The following is a 15,960-nucleotide window of genomic DNA, read 5'->3' on the forward strand; positions in this document are numbered from 1 at the left end:
AAGCCCCGTCTAAGCCTTCATCGCCACATTCGCGTCATCCCGCCCGCACGAGGGCGAGCTTGACGAAAGGAACAGGACGATGAATACGCTGGAGCTGAAATCCAGGAAGCTGGTGGCGGCGCTGGTCGCCGCCGGTGCGCTGGGCGGCGCCGGCATGGCGGCGGTGGAGCACCTGCATGCGCCGGTGCACGCGCAGACCGCCACGGCCCCGGCTGCGGCGCCCGCCGCCACCGTGGCCATGCCCAACTTCAGCGCCATCACGGCGCGCTACGGCCCCGCGGTGGTGAACATCACCGTCAGCGGCACGCGCAAGGTGGCGCTGGGCGACGACGACGATGACGACGACGATGCCGGCAGCGCCCCGCAGGGCGGCGTGCCGCCCGAGTTGCAGGACTTCCTGCGCCGCTTCGGCTTTCCGCCCGGCGCGTTCAGTCCGCGCGGCGGCGGGGCGCAGGAGACGCCGGTGCGCGCTGCCGGCTCGGGCTTCATCGTCTCGCCCGACGGGCTGATCCTGACCAATGCCCACGTGGTGCGCGGCGCCGACGAGGTGAGCGTCAAGCTCACCGATCGGCGCGAGTTCAAGGCCAAGGTGCTGGGCCAGGACGACAAGACCGACGTGGCGGTGATCAAGATCGCCGCCCGCGACCTGCCCACGGTGCCGCTGGGCACCTCCAAGGCGCTGGGCGTGGGCGAGTGGGTGCTGGCCATCGGCTCGCCGTTCGGCTTCGAGAACAGCGTGACGGCCGGCGTGGTCAGCGCCAAGGGCCGCTCGCTGCCCGACGAGGGCATGGTGCCCTTCATCCAGACCGACGTGGCGGTGAACCCCGGCAACTCCGGCGGCCCGCTGATGAACACGCGCGGCGAGGTGGTGGGCATCAACTCGCAGATCTACAGCCGCACCGGCGGCTACCAAGGCGTGTCGTTCGCCATCCCGATCGAGCTGGCGCTGCACGTCAAGGACCAGATCGTGGCCCACGGCAAGGTGGACCACGCCAGGCTGGGCGTGGCGGTGCAGGAGGTGAACCAGGCGTTCGCCGACGCCTTCAAGCTTGCGAAACCCGAGGGCGCGCTGGTGTCCACGGTGGAGCCCGGCGGCCCGGCCGACAAGGCGGGCCTGAAGGCGGGCGACGTGATCCAGCGCGCCAACGGGCAGCCCATCGTGGCCTCGGGCGACCTGCCGGCGCTGATCGGCATGGCGCGGCCGGGTGAGCGCGTCACGCTCGACGTGTGGCGCCAGGGCAAGGCCGAGCAGCTCACGGCGCAACTCGGCAACGCCGGTGACAAGGCGGCCAAGGTGGCGGATGCGGGCGGCGCGGCCAAGGGCGGCAAGCTGGGCCTGGCGCTGCGGCCGCTGCAGCCGCAGGAGAAGAGCGAGGCCAGGGTCGACGGCGGCCTGGTGGTCGAGCAGGCCAGCGGCCCGGCGGCGCGCGCCGGCGTGCAGCCGGGCGACGTGATCGTCTCGGTCAACGGCCAGCCGGTGAAGGACGCCGAGCAGGTGCGCGGCATCGTCGCCCGGGCCGACAAGTCGGTGGCGCTGCTGATCCAGCGCGGCGGGCAGCAGCTCTTCGTGCCGGTGCGGGTGGGGTGACGATTTTACAAGCCAAATCGGCCTCCAGCGCTTGTGCAGCAAGCGCTAGCAGCTATCGAAAGATGAGCGACCAGTGCCTTATCGGGTGTAGCCCAGGCAGGCGCCCGCGTTGGGGCGGCCCTTGCACTCGCGCCGCAGGCGGGCTTCTTCCGACCGCTGGCGCTGCGACTCGTTCTGGCCGTTGGCGTAGGTGGTTTTCGGCGCCGCCTTCAGCTTGACGCCGGTGGCCGACTTCCCGGCCTTGGCCGCCAGGGCGGGCGGTGCGGCGAGGGCCAGGCACAACAAGCCCAAGCTGGCGGCGGCGAGGGTACGGCGGGAAGGGTCGAACGGAGTCATGCGGGCATCCTGAGAACGGCGCGGGCGCGCCGGCTTCGCTACGATGCCCGGTTGTCGCATCCCGTCAATCCAAGTTTTCACTGCCCTCATGCGCCAGGCCGTCCTGAACCTCGAAGAATCCAAGATCCGTGAAGTCGCCAACGCCGGCTTCGGACGCAGCGACGTGCTGCCGTTCTGGTTCGGCGAGAGCGACGAGGCCACGCCAGAGGCCATCCGCGCCGCCGGCATCGCCTCCTTGCAGGCGGGCGAGACCTTCTACTCGCACAACCTCGGCCTGCCCGAGCTGCGCCAGGCCGTGGCCGACTACACCAGCCATCTGCATTCCGCGCACGGTCCGCTGGGGCCGGAGCGCATCGGCATCACCTCCGGCGGCGTCAGCGCGCTGATCGTCGCCATGCAGGCGCTGATCGACGCCGGCGACCGCGTGGTCGCCGTCACCCCCGTCTGGCCCAACCTGACGGCGCAGCCGCGCATCCTCGGCGCCGATCTGCACTGTGTGCCCCTGCACGCCGATGCCGACGGCGCCTGGCGGCTGGACCTGCCGGCGCTGCTGGCGGCCATCACGCCGGGCACGCGGCTGCTGGTGGTCAACGCGCCCAACAACCCGACCGGCTGGACGCTGTCCAGGGACGAGCAGTCGGCCATCCTTGACCATTGCCGCCGCACCGGCACCTGGGTGCTGGCCGACGAGGTCTATGAGCGCCTGTACTACGCCGGCGACACCGCGAGCGGCGCCGCGCCCTCGTTCCTGGACGTTGCCCGGCCCGACGACCGGCTGGTGGTGGTGCAGAGCTTCTCCAAGGCTTTCCTGATGACCGGCTGGCGTCTGGGCTACCTCGTCATGCCGGCCGACATGACGCCGCAGGTCGGCAAGCTGCTGGAGTTCAACACCTCTTGCGCGCCGGTGTTCGTGCAGCGCGCCGCGCTGGTGGCGGTGCAGCAGACCGAGGCCATCACGCCGCGCATCGTGGCGCACCTGAAGGGCTGCCGCGACGCCCTGGTGCCGCTGCTGCAAGCGGTGCCCGGCGTGCGCACCAGCGCGGCACCGGGTGGCATGTACGCCTTCCTGCGCATCGATGGCTTCGACGATTCGCTGGGCCTGGCCAAGTGCCTGGTCGCCGAGGCCGCCATCGGCCTGGCGCCCGGTGTCGCCTTCGGCCCCGAGGCCGAGGGCTGGCTGCGCTGGTGCTTCGCCTCGAAGGACGTGGCGCGGCTGGGCGAGGGCGTGGAGCGGCTGCGGCGCTGGTTGAGTTGATGGCGTCCGCGCGGCCCGAATTCGCCGTCCGCCCGTCCGCGCTGGCGGGGCTGACGCTGGTGGCCGCGCACACCCGCCGGCGCTTCGCGCGCCACACGCATGCCGTGTACGGTATTGGCCTGATCGATACCGGCGGCCAGACTTCGGCCAGCGGGCGCGGGCCGGTGGAGGCGGTGCGCGGCGAGGTCATCACCGTCAACCCGGGCGAGGTGCACGATGGCGTGCCGATGCAGGGCGAAAAACGGCGCTGGCGCATGCTGTACCTGGATAGTTCGCTCTGGAATCAAGAGCATTCAACGCCCGAATGGACACTGCCCGTGCTGCGCGACGCGCGCGTGGCGGCGCTGTTCGACGCCGCCTTCGCCTGCGCGGCGCGTGGCGACGATGCGCTGGCGCTGGAGGAGCACCTGGCCGCGCTGCTGCACCACGCCCCCAGCACGGCGGCCCGGCATGCGCCGTGCGCTGCTGCTGGCGCCATCTCCCGCGCGCTGCTGCGGGCGCGCGAGCGGCTGGCCGACGGCATCGCGCCGCCCAGCCTCGCCGAACTGGCGAGCGGCGCGGACATGGACCGCTACACCTTCCTGCGCACCTTCGCCGCCGCGTTCGGCCTGCCGCCGCACGCCTGGGCGCAGCAGCAGCGCCTGGCCCGCGCCGAGGCGCTGCTGGCGCGCGGCGCCGCGCTGGCCGATGCCGCCGCGGCCAGCGGCTTCGCCGACCAGAGCCACATGACGCGCGCGTTCCGGCGCTTCCGCGGCTACACGCCCGGGCAGTACGCGGCGCGGCGCTGAGCGCACGCGCAATACCGTTCAAGACGCCGCCGCGCGGGCGCGGGATGCTCGGCGCGTTCTCCACTCGCATCCCGATCCATGACCCACCAAACACGCCAGCGCTGGCTCGGCATGGCCCTGTGCGCGGCGGCGATGGCCACCGTCGGCAGCACGGTGGTGGCCGGCCGCCTGATCGCCAGCGGCCTGCCGCCCTTCACGGCGACGATGCTGCGCTTCGCCTTGCAGACGCCCGTGCTGTGGCTGCTGATGTGGCTTTTGCACGCCGCCTGGCCGCGCCCCGGCCGGCGCGACGGCATGCTGCTGCTGGTGCAGGCGCTGGCCGGCAGCGTGGGCTACACGGTGCTGCTGATCCTGGGCACGCGCCATGCGCCGGCGGCCGATGCCGGCGTGGTGGCTGGCACGCTGCCCGCCGTGGCCGGGCTGTTCGCCGTGCTGGTGCTGGGCGAGCGGCCGGGCGCGGGGCTGTGGGCCGCCATCGCGCTGGCCACCGCCGGCGTGCTGGCGATCGCGCTGCCGCAGGCGCTGGACGCGGCGCGCGGCGAAGGCGCTGGCGCCGTGCTGGGGCATGCGCTGGTGCTGGGCGCGGTGGCGTGCGAGGCCGCCTTCATCCTGGTCAACAAGCGATTGCGCGTGCCGGTGCCGCCTTTGGCGCTGTCGGCCGCGATGAGCTTGCTCGGCTTCCTGGCCTGCATCGTGCCGGCGCTGCTGGAAGGGGCTTGGCGCCAGCCGGTACCGGCTGCCGCGCTCTGGGCCACGGCGTACTACGCGCTGGTGCCCGGCGTGCTGGGCTTCTGGCTGTGGTTCGCTGGCGCGCAGCGGCTGGCGGGGGCGCAGGCCTCGCTGATGACGGCGGTGATGCCCGTCTCCGCGCTCGCCCTGGCCGCCCTGGTGCTGGGCGAGCGGGTGACGGCCTGGCAGATCGGCGGCTGCGCCCTGGTGCTGCTGGCCGTGGTGGCGGCCGCAGCGGGGCGCGAAGCTGGCTGAGCTTTACGCCGCGGACACGCGGCCGACGCCGTTTCGCCCAGATGCCGTGGCAGGATGGCGGCTTTCATCTGGCTCAAAAGACGGTTTCCCGCCCATGACGAACCCTCCTTCCCCGCGCCGCCGCGTCCTGCTGGGCGGTGGCGCCGCCCTCGGCGGCGCACTGCTGCCCCATGCCCCCACGCGGGCGGCCGAGCCCGCCGCGCCCCCCTTGAAGCTGACCGCCGACACCACCGAAGGCCCGTACTACTTCGACGCCGGCCAGGTGCGGCGCGACATCACCGAAGGCCACGCTGGCGTGCCGGTCACTGTGCGCTTCACGGTGCTCGACCTGCGCGGGCGGCCCTGGCGCGGGGCGCGGGTGGACATCTGGCACTGCAATGCGCAGGGCATCTATTCCGGCTACGCCCGGCAGGGCGATAGTCGCCAGACCTCGGCGCAGGGCCAGACCTTCCTGCGCGGCACCCAGTTCGCCGACGCCGCGGGCGAGGCCGCCTTCGACAGCATCTACCCCGGTTGGTACGAGGGCCGCGCCACGCACATCCACTTCAAGGTGTTCAACGGCGCGCGGGCGGTGCTGACCTCGCAGTTCTTCCTGCCCGACGCGCTGAGCGAGTTCCTCTACACGCAGCTGCCCGCCTACCAGCGCGCCCGCCTGCGCGACACGCTCAACAGCACCGACGGCATCGCCATCGAGGCGGGCGACACCGTGCTCGGCTCGGTGCGCGAGGCGCAGGGCCGCTACCTGATCGCCCTGAACGTGGTGGCCGACCCGTCGGCCCGCCCGGTGGTGGACCGCCCGCCGGCGCCCGGCGAGGGCCCGCCGCCCGGGGCTTCCCGCGCCGGCGCCGGCGGGCCGCCGCAGGGGTGGCGCGGCGGCCCGCCGCCCCGTCCGCAGGCGCTGGAGGGCGACGCGCGGCGCGATGCGCTGCTGCCCACGGCCGAGCGCCGGGCCGCCGCCGGCATGCCGCCGCGCCGCTGAGCGCCCGGGCCGGCGCGGCCGGCTATAATCCACAGGTTTTGCATTTCGCAATACGCACGTGGCATGCAGTTCCGGCGCGCCACGCAAGTCAAACCATTTGGAACGCAAGGTAAGAAGCCCATGATCTCCAAGGAGAACAAGGCCGCCGTCGTCTCGGACAACGCGCGCGCCGCCAACGACACCGGCAGCCCCGAGGTGCAGGTCGCCATCCTCACGGCCCGCATCAACGAGCTGACGCCCCACTTCAAGCAGCACGCCAAGGACCACCACGGCCGCCGCGGCCTGCTGCGCATGGTCAGCCGCCGCCGCAAGCTGCTGGACTACCTCAAGGCCAAGGACGCCGACCGCTACCTGGCCCTGATCGCCAAGCTGGGCCTGCGCAAGTAAGGGCATGGCCGCGACGAACGCCTGACGCCTCTCACCGGGCTCAGGCGTTTTTGTCTTTTCTTCAACCGGAGCCGCGCACGTTCAGAGCGAAGCTGTGTCATTCCATCAGCGTCCATCGCGGGCACTGCCGGAATGGCATCGTGATTCTGAGCAAAATCGGGCTCCAGCGCTTGCCAGTCAAGCGCCGCAAGCTATGTAAAAAGGAGCAAACATGAGTCTCTTCAACAAGGTCACCAAGTCGTTCCAGTGGGGCGACAAGACGGTCGTCATGGAAACCGGCGAGATCGCCCGCCAGGCCAGCGGCGCTGTGGTGGTGGACATCGACGGCACCGTCATCCTCGCCACCGTGGTGGCCAGCAAGTCCGCCAAGCCGGGCCAGGACTTCTTCCCGCTGACGGTGGACTACATCGAGAAGACGTACGCCGCCGGCAAGATCCCCGGCAGCTTCTTCAAGCGCGAGGCCAAGCCGAGCGAGCTGGAGACGCTGACCAGCCGCCTGATCGACCGCCCGATCCGCCCGCTGTTCCCCGAGGGCTTCCTGAACGAGGTGCACGTCGTCATCCACACGCTGTCGCTGAACCCCGAGGTGGACGCCGACATCGCCGCCATGATCGGCGTCAGCGCCGCGCTGACCATCTCCGGCATCCCGTTCAACGGCCCCATCGGCGCCGCGCGCGTGGGCTACGTCAACGGCGAATACGTGCTGAACCCCGGCCCGACGGCGCGCAAGAGCAGCCAGCTCGACCTGGTGGTGGCCGGCACCGAAGCCGCCGTGCTGATGGTCGAATCGGAAGCCTATCAACTGAGCGAGGACGTGATGCTGGGCGCCGTGGTGTTCGGCCACGAGCAGGGCCGGATCGCCATCAACGCCATCCACGAGCTGGCGCGCGAAGCCGGCAAGCCGCTGTGGACCGAGACCGGCGCCTGGGCGCCCGAGGCCAAGGACGAATCCTTCATCGCCAAGGTCGGCACGCTGGCTGAAGCCAAGCTGCGCGCCGCCTACCAGATCCGCAGCAAGCAGGCCCGCACGCAGGCCCTGCGCGAGGCCAATGCCAGCGTGTTCGAGGCGCTGAAGGCCGAAGGCGCCGAGTTCGACGCCGCCAAGGTCAGCGACCTGCTGTTCAACCTGGAGGCCAGCATCGTGCGCGGCCAGATCCTCTCCGGCGAGCCGCGCATCGACGGCCGCGACACGCGCACCGTGCGCCCCATCGAGATCCGCAACAGCGTGCTGCCGCGCACCCACGGCTCGGCGCTGTTCACGCGCGGCGAGACGCAGGCGCTGGTCATCACCACCCTGGGCACCGAGCGCGACGCGCAGCGCATCGACGCGCTGGCCGGCGAGTTCGAGGACCGCTTCCTGTTCCACTACAACATGCCCCCCTTCGCCACCGGCGAAGCCGGTCGCATGGGCAGCACCAAGCGCCGCGAAGTGGGCCACGGCCGCCTGGCCAAGCGCGCGCTGATCCCGCTGCTGCCGGCCAAGGACGAGTTCCCCTACACCATCCGCGTGGTCAGCGAGATCACCGAGTCCAACGGCTCCTCGTCGATGGCCTCCGTCTGCGGCGGCTGCCTGTCGCTGATGGACGCCGGCGTGCCCATGAAGGCGCACGTGGCCGGCATCGCCATGGGCCTCATCAAAGAGGGCAACCGCTTCGCCGTGCTGACCGACATCCTGGGCGACGAGGACCACCTGGGCGACATGGACTTCAAGGTGGCCGGCACCACCGGCGGCATCACCGCGCTGCAAATGGACATCAAGATCCAGGGCATCACCAAGGAGATCATGCAGGTCGCCCTGGCGCAGGCCAAGGAGGCGCGCATGCACATCCTGGGCAAGATGCAGGACGCCATGGGCGCGGCCAAGGCCGAGATCAGCAGCTACGCGCCCAAGCTCTACACGATGAAGATCAACCCCGAGAAGATCCGCGACGTGATCGGCAAGGGCGGCGCCACCATCCGCATGCTGACGGAAGAAACCGGCACCACCATCGACATCGCCGAGGACGGCACCATCACCATCGCCAGCACCGACGCCGCCAAGGCCGACGACGCCAAGCGCCGCATCGAGCAGATCACGGCCGAGGCCGAGGTGGGCAAGGTCTACGAAGGCCCCATCACCAAGCTGCTGGAGTTCGGCGCGCTGGTCAACATCCTGCCCGGCAAGGACGGCCTGCTGCACATCAGCCAGATCGCGCACGAGCGGGTGGAGAAGGTCAGCGACTACCTGCAAGAAGGCCAGGTCGTGAAGGTCAAGGTGCTGGAAACCGACGAGAAGGGCCGCATCAAGCTGTCGATGAAGGCGCTGCTCGACCGCCCCGCGCGCGACGAGCGCGAGCCGCGCGAATACCGCGAGCCCCGTGAACCGCGCGAGCCCCGCGAACCCCGCGCCCCGCGCGAAGACCGTGGCGACCGCCCCCCGCGCGCCGAGCGCGAGGAGCGCCCCGCCGTGCCCGTCGCCGCCGAGGGCGAGCCGTTCCAGCAGCAGCAACAGCAGCAGTGATTGCTATTTAAAGAGGAGCTGCCAGCGCTTGTCCAGCAAGCGCTGGAGCCCGATTTGACCATGAAGTGCATCGAGATCCGCGAATACGGCGCCCCCGCCGTGCTGGTGCCGGCCGAACGGCCGCTGCCGGTGCCCGGCGTGGGCGAGGCGCTGATCCGCGTCGGCGCCTCAGGCGTCAACCGGCCCGACGTGTTGCAGCGCATGGGCCACTACCCGGTGCCGCCCGGCGCGTCCGACCTGCCGGGGCTGGAGGTGGCGGGCGCCATCGAATCCGGCGACGCCGCCGCGCTGGCCGCGGCCGGCCTGGCCGTGGGCGACCGCGTGTGCGCGCTGGTGGCCGGCGGCGGCTACGCCGAGTACTGCGTGGCGCCCGTGCCGCAGTGCCTGCCGGTGCCCGCGGGCCTGAGCGACGTGCAGGCCGCTTCGCTGCCCGAGACCTTCTTCACCGTCTGGAGCAACGTGTTCGACCGCGGCCGCCTGCAAGCCGGCGAAACCCTGCTGGTGCAGGGCGGCACCAGCGGCATCGGCGTGACGGCGATCCAGATGGCCAAGGCCGCCGGCGCGACGGTGATCGTCACCGCCGGCTCCGACGACAAGTGCGCCGAGGCCCGCAAGCTCGGCGCCGACCACGCCATCAACTACCGCACGCAGGACTTCGCCGAGCAGGCCAAGCAGCTCACCGGCGGCAAGGGCGTCGATGTCATCCTGGACATGGTCGCCGGCGACTACGTCCAGCGCGAGGTCGAGTGCCTGGCCGACGACGGCCGCCTGGTCATCATCGCCATCCAGGGCGGCACCAAGTCGGCGCTCAACGCCGGGCTGGTGCTGCGCAAGCGCCTGACCATCACCGGCTCCACGCTGCGCCCGCGCCCGGTCGCTTTCAAGGGCGCCATCGCCCAGGCGCTGCGCCGCACGATCTGGCCGTGGCTGGAGCAGGGGCGCATCAAGCCCGTGGTCCACAGCGTGTTCCCGGCGCTGCAAGGCGAGGGCGGCCTGCCCAGCGGCGCCGCGCGCGCCCACGCGCTGATGGAAAGCGGCCAGCTCGTCGGCAAGGTGGTGCTGGCCTGGAGCGAAGCATGAGCCGCAACCCCCGCAAACTCGTCGCCGGCAACTGGAAGATGAACGGCAGCTTGGCCGCCAACCAGGCGCTGGTGCAGGATCTGCTGGCCGGCATCGGCCAGCCTGAATTCGACATGACGTGCGACGTGGCGGTGTGCCCGCCGGCGCCGTACCTCGCGCAGGTGCGGCAACTGCTGGCCGGCAGCGCCATCGACCTGGGCGCGCAGGACCTGTCGCAGCACGAGAGCGGCGCCTTCACCGGCGACGTGTCGGCCGCCATGCTGAAAGACTTCGGCGTGCGCTACGCCATCGTCGGCCACAGCGAGCGCCGCCAGCACCAGGGCGAGACCGACGTGCACGTGGCCATCAAGGTCAAGCGCGCGCTGGCCGCCGGCATCACCCCCATCGTCTGCGTCGGCGAGACGCTGCGCGAGCGCGAGGAAGGCATGACCGAGTTCATCGTCAAGCGCCAGATGTCGGCGGTGATCCACCTCAACGGCCACTGCATCAGCGAGATCGTGGTGGCCTACGAGCCCGTGTGGGCCATTGGCACCGGCCGCACCGCCACGCCTGAGCAGGCGCAGTCGGTGCACGCCGTGCTGCGCGCGCAGCTGAAGGCGGCCACCGAACACGCCGAGCGCGTGCGCATCCTCTACGGCGGCAGCATGAACGCGGCCAACGCCGCCGAGCTGCTGGCCCAGCCCGACATCGACGGCGGGCTGATCGGCGGCGCCGCCCTCAAGGCCCCGGATTTTTTGAAGATTCTGGCCGCCAGCGCTTGACGGGCGGGCGCCAGCAGCTATTGATTTTGGAGTAATCGCATGAACGTCGTATTGAACCTGGTGCTGGTGGTGCAGATCCTCTCGGCGCTGGCGATGGTGGGCCTGATCCTGGTGCAGCACGGCAAGGGCGCCGACATGGGCGCGGCCTTCGGCAGCGGCGCCTCGGGCAGCCTGTTCGGCGCCAGCGGCAGCGCCAACTTCCTCTCGCGCGCCACCGCCGTGCTGGCCACCGTGTTCCTGGCCAGCACGCTGGCGCTGGCCTATTTCGGCTTCAGCGTGCGCAGCGCGCCGTCCGGCGGCGGCAGCAGCGTGCTGGACCGCCCGGCAGCGGCCGTGCCGGCGCCCGCGGCTTCCGCCACTGGCGCCGCCGCTATTCCGGCGGATGCGGTGGCGGCCAGCGGCGCCGTGCCGGCAGCCGTGCCGGCCTCCGGCGCGGCACAGATCCCGACCAAGTAAATCTGTCCGGATTTCCCCTCTGTAACGGATAGTTTTCCGGGTAAACTCCCGGACGCCTTCAGGGTCGGCAAGACCGTGAAGCAATTGACAGCCGTCGTGGTGAAATTGGTAGACACGCTATCTTGAGGGGGTAGTGGCGAAAGCTGTGCGAGTTCGAGTCTCGCCGACGGCACCAGAACATGAAACCGCCGGGGTCTGACCCCTCGATTCCGGCGGATAACGAAGAAGCCCGATGAATCTTGCCCAGTACCTTCCCGTATTGCTGTTCGTCCTCGTGGGGCTGGCCGTCGGGGCTTTGTGCCTGGGCATGGGCAATTTCCTGAAGCCGCACACGCCGGACGCGGCCAAGAATTCTCCCTACGAATGCGGCTTCGAGGCGTTCGAGGACGCGCGCATGAAGTTCGACGTGCGCTACTACCTGGTCGCCATTCTCTTCATCCTGTTCGACCTGGAGATCGCCTTCCTCTTTCCGTGGGCCGTGGCGCTGCGCGAGGTCGGTGTCGCCGGCTTCGTCGCGGTGCTGATCTTCCTGACCATCCTGGTGGTCGGCTTCGTCTACGAATGGAAGAAAGGCGCGCTCGATTGGGAGTGACGCCGCTCGCCACGCCCTGCGCAGCATTCGGGAAACCCGCACATGAATGATCAGCTCCAGCAAAAAGGCTTTCTGCTCACCGGCGTCGACACGGCGGTGAACTGGGCCAAGACCGGCTCGCTGTGGCCCGTCACCTTCGGCCTGGCGTGCTGCGCCGTCGAGATGATGCACGCCGCCGCCGCGCGCTACGACATCGCGCGCTTCGGCGCCGAGGTGTTCCGCGCCAGTCCGCGCCAGTCCGACCTGATGATCGTCGCCGGCACGCTGTGCAACAAGATGGCGCCGGCGCTGCGCAAGGTCTACGACCAGATGGCCGAGCCGCGCTGGGTGCTCAGCATGGGCTCGTGCGCCAACGGCGGCGGCTACTACCACTACAGCTATTCGGTGGTGCGCGGCTGCGACCGCATCGTGCCGGTGGACGTGTACGTGCCCGGCTGCCCGCCCACGGCGGAAGCGCTGCTGTACGGCATCATCCAGTTGCAGCAGAAGGTGCGCCGCACCAACACCATCGCGCGGGTGTGAGCATGGCCGACTTCGCAATCGCTCCCGAAGCCCTCAAGGACACCCTCGCCGCGGCGCTGGGCGAGATGGCGCAGCACGTCGATCTGGCGCTGGGCGAGGTCACGGTCACCGTGCCGGCCGCGCGCTACCACGAGGCCATGAAGGCGCTGCGCGACGCGCCGGGCTGCCGGTTCGAGCAGTTGATCGACCTCTGCGGCGTTGACTACTCGGCCTACGGCGACGGCCGCTGGGAAGGCCCGCGCTTCGCCGCGGTGAGCCACATGCTCTCGGTCAGCCTCAACCAGCGCGTGCGCGTGCGCGTGTTCTGCCCGGACGACGATTTCCCCGAGCTGCCCACGGTCTGCGACCTGTGGAGCGCCGCCAACTGGTTTGAGCGCGAGGCGTTCGACCTGTACGGCATCATGTTCGACGGCCATACCGACCTGCGCCGCATCCTGACCGACTACGGCTTCATCGGCCATCCGTTCCGCAAGGACTTCCCGCTGTCGGGCCACGTCGAGATGCGCTACGACGCCGACCGCCAGCGCGTGGTCTATGAGCCGGTGTCGATCGAGCCGCGCGAGATCACCCCGCGCGTGATCCGCGAAGACAACTACGGCGGACTCCACTGATGGCCGAAATCAAGAACTACACCCTGAACTTCGGCCCCCAGCACCCGGCCGCGCACGGCGTGCTGCGCCTGGTGCTGGAGCTGGACGGCGAGGTCGTTCAGCGCGCCGACCCGCACATCGGCCTGCTGCACCGCGCCACCGAGAAGCTGGCCGAGCACAAGACCTTCATCCAGTCGCTGCCCTACATGGACCGTCTCGACTACGTGTCCATGATGTGCAACGAGCACGCCTATTGCCTGGCGATCGAGAAGCTGCTGGGCATCGAGGTGCCGATCCGCGCGCAGTACATCCGCGTGATGTTCTCCGAGATCACGCGCCTGCTCAACCACCTGATGTGGCTGGGTTCGCACGGCAACGACTGCGGCAGCTCCACCATCCTGATCTACACCTTCCGCGAGCGCGAGGACCTGTTCGACCTGTACGAGGCGGTGTCGGGCGCGCGTATGCACGCGGCCTACTTCCGTCCCGGCGGTGTGTACCGCGACCTGCCGGACAGCATGCCGCAGTACAAGGCCAGCAAGATCCGCAACGCCAAGGCGATCGAGGCGCTGAACGCCAACCGCCAGGGCTCGATGCTGGACTTCATCGACGACTTCACCCGGCGTTTTCCGAAGCTGGTGGACGAGTACGAGACCCTGCTCACCGACAACCGCATCTGGAAGCAGCGCACGGTGGGCATCGGTGTCGTCACGGCCGAGCGTGCGCTCAACCTGGGCCTGACCGGCCCCATGCTGCGCGGCTCCGGCATCGCCTGGGATCTGCGCAAGAAGCAGCCCTACGACGTGTACGACCGGATGGACTTCGACATTCCGGTGGGCAAGACTGGCGACAGCTACGACCGCTATCTGGTGCGGGTGCAGGAGATGCGCGAGTCCAACCGCATCATCCGGCAGTGCGTGGACTGGCTGCGCGCCAACCCCGGGCCGGTGATCGTCGACAACCACAAGGTGGCGCCGCCCTCGCGCGAGGCCATGAAGGCCAACATGGAAGAGCTGATCCACCACTTCAAGCTCTTCACCGAAGGCATGCACGTGCCCGAGGGCGAGGCCTACGCGGCGGTGGAGCATCCCAAGGGCGAATTCGGCATCTACCTGATCAGCGACGGCGCCAACAAGCCCTACCGCCTGAAGATCCGCCCGCCAGGGTTCGTGCACCTGTCCACCCTGGACGAGTTGGCCAAGGGCCACATGCTGGCCGACGCCGTGGCCATCATCGGCACGCTGGACATCGTGTTTGGAGAGATCGATCGATGAGCGAAGTCCTGGGATCGGTGAAGGAAGCGCCGCTGTCCGAGGCCACGCGCGCGCGTTTCGCGCGCGAGGTGGCCAAGTACCCGGCCGAGCAGCGGCAGTCGGCCGTGATGGCCTGCCTGTCGATCGTCCAGCAGGAGCGCGGCTGGGTCAGCCCCGAAAGCGAGCGGCAGGTGGCCGAATACCTGGGCATGCCGCCGATGGCCGTGCATGAGGTCACCAGCTTCTACAACATGTACAACCAGAAGCCGGTGGGCCGCTTCAAGCTGAACGTGTGCACCAACGCGCCGTGCATGTTCGCCGGCGGCCCGCAGGCCCTGGAGCACCTGTGCCACAAGCTTGGCGTGGAGCCCTACGGCACCACGGCCGACGGCGTGTTCACCGTGCAGCCCAGCGAGTGCCTGGGCGCCTGCGGCGATTCGCCGGTGATGCTGGTCAACGACCGGCACATGTGCAGCTTCATGTCCGACGACAAGCTCGACCAGCTCGTCGGCGGCCTGCGCAACGCGGAGGACTGACCGATGGCACGCGTGCAAGACATCCTCGCGCAGTTCCAGGCCAAGGGCGTGGAAACCTGCTTTCACGGCCGCCACATCGAGCCACAGATCTACGCCGGCCTGAACGGCGCCAACTGGGGCCTGAAGGACTACGAAGCGCGCGGCGGCTACGCGGCGCTGCGCAAGATCGTGGGCCAGGACGGCGGCTCGGGCATGACGCAGGACGAGGTCATCGCCGAGCTCAAGGCTTCCGGCCTGCGCGGGCGCGGTGGCGCGGGCTTCCCGACCGGGCTGAAGTGGAGCTTCATGCCGCGCAACTTCCCCGGGCAGAAGTACCTGGTGTGCAACTCCGACGAGGGCGAGCCGGGCACCTTCAAGGACCGCGACATCCTCATGTACAACCCGCACGCCGTGATCGAAGGCATGGCCATCGCCGGCTACGCCATGGGCGCGAGCGTGGGCTACAACTACATCCACGGCGAGGTCTTCCAGGTCTACGAACGCTTCGAGGCCGCGCTGGAGCAGGCGCGCGAAGCGGGTTACCTCGGTGAGCGGATCATGGGCGGCGCGTTCAGCTTTCAACTCCACGCGCACCACGGCTTCGGCGCCTACATCTGCGGCGAGGAAACCGCGCTGCTCGAATCGCTGGAGGGCAAGAAGGGCCAGCCGCGCTTTAAGCCGCCGTTCCCGGCCAGTTTCGGCCTGTACGGCAAGCCGACCACCATCAACAACACCGAGACCTTCGCCGCCACGCCGTGGATCATCCGCAACGGCGGCCCGGCCTACCTGGCCTGCGGCAAGCCCAACAACGGCGGCACCAAGATCTTCTCCATCCAGGGCGACGTGGAGCGTCCCGGCAACTACGAGATCCCGCTCGGCACGCCGTTCGCCAAGCTGCTGGAGCTGGCCGGCGGTGTGCGCGGCGGCAAGCCGCTGAAGGCGGTGATCCCGGGCGGCTCGTCGTCCCCCGTGCTGCCGGCCGGCATCATCATGGAATGCACGATGGACTACGACTCCATCGCCAAGGCCGGCTCCATGCTGGGCTCGGGCGCCGTGATGGTGATGGACGATTCGCGCGACATGGTGGAGGTGCTGCTGCGCCTGTCGTACTTCTACATGCACGAATCCTGCGGCCAGTGCACGCCGTGCCGCGAGGGCACCGGCTGGTTGTGGCGCATGGTCGACCGCATCCAGCACGGCCAGGGCCGGCCGGAAGACCTGGGCAAGCTCGACGACGTGGCCGAGAACATCATGGGCCGCACCATCTGCGCCCTGGGCGATGCCGCCGCGATGCCGGTGCGCGCCATGCTCAAGCACTTCCGCCACGAGTTCGCGGCCAAGATCGAAGCCGCGCAGAAAGCCGCGGCCTGAGCG

Annotated in this window: 17 protein-coding genes and 1 tRNA gene; 17 read left to right on the forward strand and 1 reads right to left on the reverse strand. The window is 69.9% G+C overall.

Features of this window, described 5'->3' with window-relative positions; all coding sequences use genetic code 11:
• Positions 1-79: 79 nt before the first annotated feature.
• Entirely contained in the window at positions 80-1,588 is a 1,509-nt protein-coding gene (locus QM772_RS17585) for a Do family serine endopeptidase (protein WP_415138769.1), read from the forward strand.
• A 78-nt stretch (positions 1,589-1,666) separates the two neighbouring features.
• Here the strand turns inward: QM772_RS17585 and QM772_RS17590 are convergent, their stop codons facing one another.
• The gene (locus QM772_RS17590; RefSeq protein ID WP_415138771.1) at positions 1,667-1,924 is read right to left on the reverse strand and encodes a hypothetical protein; all 258 of its coding nucleotides are present in this window, start codon (positions 1,922-1,924) and stop codon (positions 1,667-1,669) included.
• 88 nt (positions 1,925-2,012) lie between these two features.
• On the opposite strand from QM772_RS17590, the gene QM772_RS17595 reads away from it, so the two are divergent.
• From QM772_RS17595 to nuoF, 16 genes are all read left to right on the forward strand, one after another.
• On the forward strand, positions 2,013-3,179 hold the full coding sequence (locus tag QM772_RS17595; RefSeq protein ID WP_415138773.1) for a pyridoxal phosphate-dependent aminotransferase: 1,167 nt from the start codon (positions 2,013-2,015) through the stop codon (positions 3,177-3,179).
• Complete coding sequence (locus QM772_RS17600; RefSeq protein WP_415139638.1) at positions 3,179-3,967, forward strand: AraC family transcriptional regulator; 789 nt, start codon at positions 3,179-3,181, stop codon at positions 3,965-3,967. Before QM772_RS17595 ends, QM772_RS17600 begins: the two co-directional genes overlap by 1 nt.
• 78 nt (positions 3,968-4,045) lie before the next feature.
• On the forward strand, positions 4,046-4,951 hold the full coding sequence (locus QM772_RS17605) for a DMT family transporter (protein WP_415138775.1): 906 nt from the start codon (positions 4,046-4,048) through the stop codon (positions 4,949-4,951).
• Between the two features lie 94 nt (positions 4,952-5,045).
• Positions 5,046-5,930, forward strand: a complete 885-nt coding sequence (locus QM772_RS17610; protein WP_415138777.1) for an intradiol ring-cleavage dioxygenase — start codon at positions 5,046-5,048, stop codon at positions 5,928-5,930.
• Positions 5,931-6,050: 120 nt separating this feature from the next.
• A complete protein-coding gene (rpsO, locus tag QM772_RS17615; protein ID WP_415138779.1) occupies positions 6,051-6,317 on the forward strand; it encodes a 30S ribosomal protein S15 in 267 nt (88 codons plus the stop codon).
• A 211-nt stretch (positions 6,318-6,528) separates the two neighbouring features.
• Complete coding sequence (gene pnp, locus QM772_RS17620; protein ID WP_415138781.1) at positions 6,529-8,817, forward strand: polyribonucleotide nucleotidyltransferase; 2,289 nt, start codon at positions 6,529-6,531, stop codon at positions 8,815-8,817.
• Positions 8,818-8,877: 60 nt separating this feature from the next.
• Positions 8,878-9,897: an NAD(P)H-quinone oxidoreductase gene (locus QM772_RS17625; protein ID WP_415139640.1), complete on the forward strand. Its 1,020-nt coding sequence runs from the start codon at positions 8,878-8,880 to the stop codon at positions 9,895-9,897.
• On the forward strand, positions 9,894-10,658 hold the full coding sequence (gene tpiA, locus QM772_RS17630) for a triose-phosphate isomerase (protein WP_415138783.1): 765 nt from the start codon (positions 9,894-9,896) through the stop codon (positions 10,656-10,658). Before QM772_RS17625 ends, tpiA begins: the two co-directional genes overlap by 4 nt.
• Positions 10,659-10,697: 39 nt before the next feature.
• Positions 10,698-11,114 carry a preprotein translocase subunit SecG gene (secG, locus tag QM772_RS17635; protein ID WP_415138785.1) on the forward strand — a complete coding sequence of 139 codons (417 nt, stop codon included), beginning with the start codon at positions 10,698-10,700 and terminating at the stop codon, positions 11,112-11,114.
• Positions 11,115-11,204: 90 nt separating this feature from the next.
• Positions 11,205-11,289 (forward strand) — tRNA-Leu (locus QM772_RS17640).
• A 57-nt stretch (positions 11,290-11,346) separates the two neighbouring features.
• On the forward strand, positions 11,347-11,706 hold the full coding sequence (locus QM772_RS17645; RefSeq protein ID WP_415138787.1) for an NADH-quinone oxidoreductase subunit A: 360 nt from the start codon (positions 11,347-11,349) through the stop codon (positions 11,704-11,706).
• Positions 11,707-11,748: 42 nt separating this feature from the next.
• On the forward strand, positions 11,749-12,228 hold the full coding sequence (locus tag QM772_RS17650) for a NuoB/complex I 20 kDa subunit family protein (RefSeq protein ID WP_415138789.1): 480 nt from the start codon (positions 11,749-11,751) through the stop codon (positions 12,226-12,228).
• Positions 12,229-12,230: 2 nt separating this feature from the next.
• Positions 12,231-12,839, forward strand: a complete 609-nt coding sequence (locus QM772_RS17655) for an NADH-quinone oxidoreductase subunit C (RefSeq protein WP_415138791.1) — start codon at positions 12,231-12,233, stop codon at positions 12,837-12,839.
• Positions 12,839-14,092, forward strand: coding sequence for an NADH-quinone oxidoreductase subunit D (locus tag QM772_RS17660; RefSeq protein WP_415138793.1), 1,254 nt, complete (start codon positions 12,839-12,841; stop codon positions 14,090-14,092). The genes QM772_RS17655 and QM772_RS17660 overlap by 1 nt, the downstream gene beginning before the upstream one ends.
• Entirely contained in the window at positions 14,089-14,607 is a 519-nt protein-coding gene (gene nuoE / locus QM772_RS17665) for an NADH-quinone oxidoreductase subunit NuoE (protein WP_415138795.1), read from the forward strand. Before QM772_RS17660 ends, nuoE begins: the two co-directional genes overlap by 4 nt.
• A gap of 3 nt (positions 14,608-14,610) precedes the next feature.
• Positions 14,611-15,957: an NADH-quinone oxidoreductase subunit NuoF gene (gene nuoF / locus QM772_RS17670; protein WP_415138797.1), complete on the forward strand. Its 1,347-nt coding sequence runs from the start codon at positions 14,611-14,613 to the stop codon at positions 15,955-15,957.
• Positions 15,958-15,960: the final 3 nt, after the last annotated feature.

The organism is Ottowia sp. (genome assembly GCF_047601385.1).
Lineage (GTDB): Bacteria > Pseudomonadota > Gammaproteobacteria > Burkholderiales > Burkholderiaceae_C > Ottowia.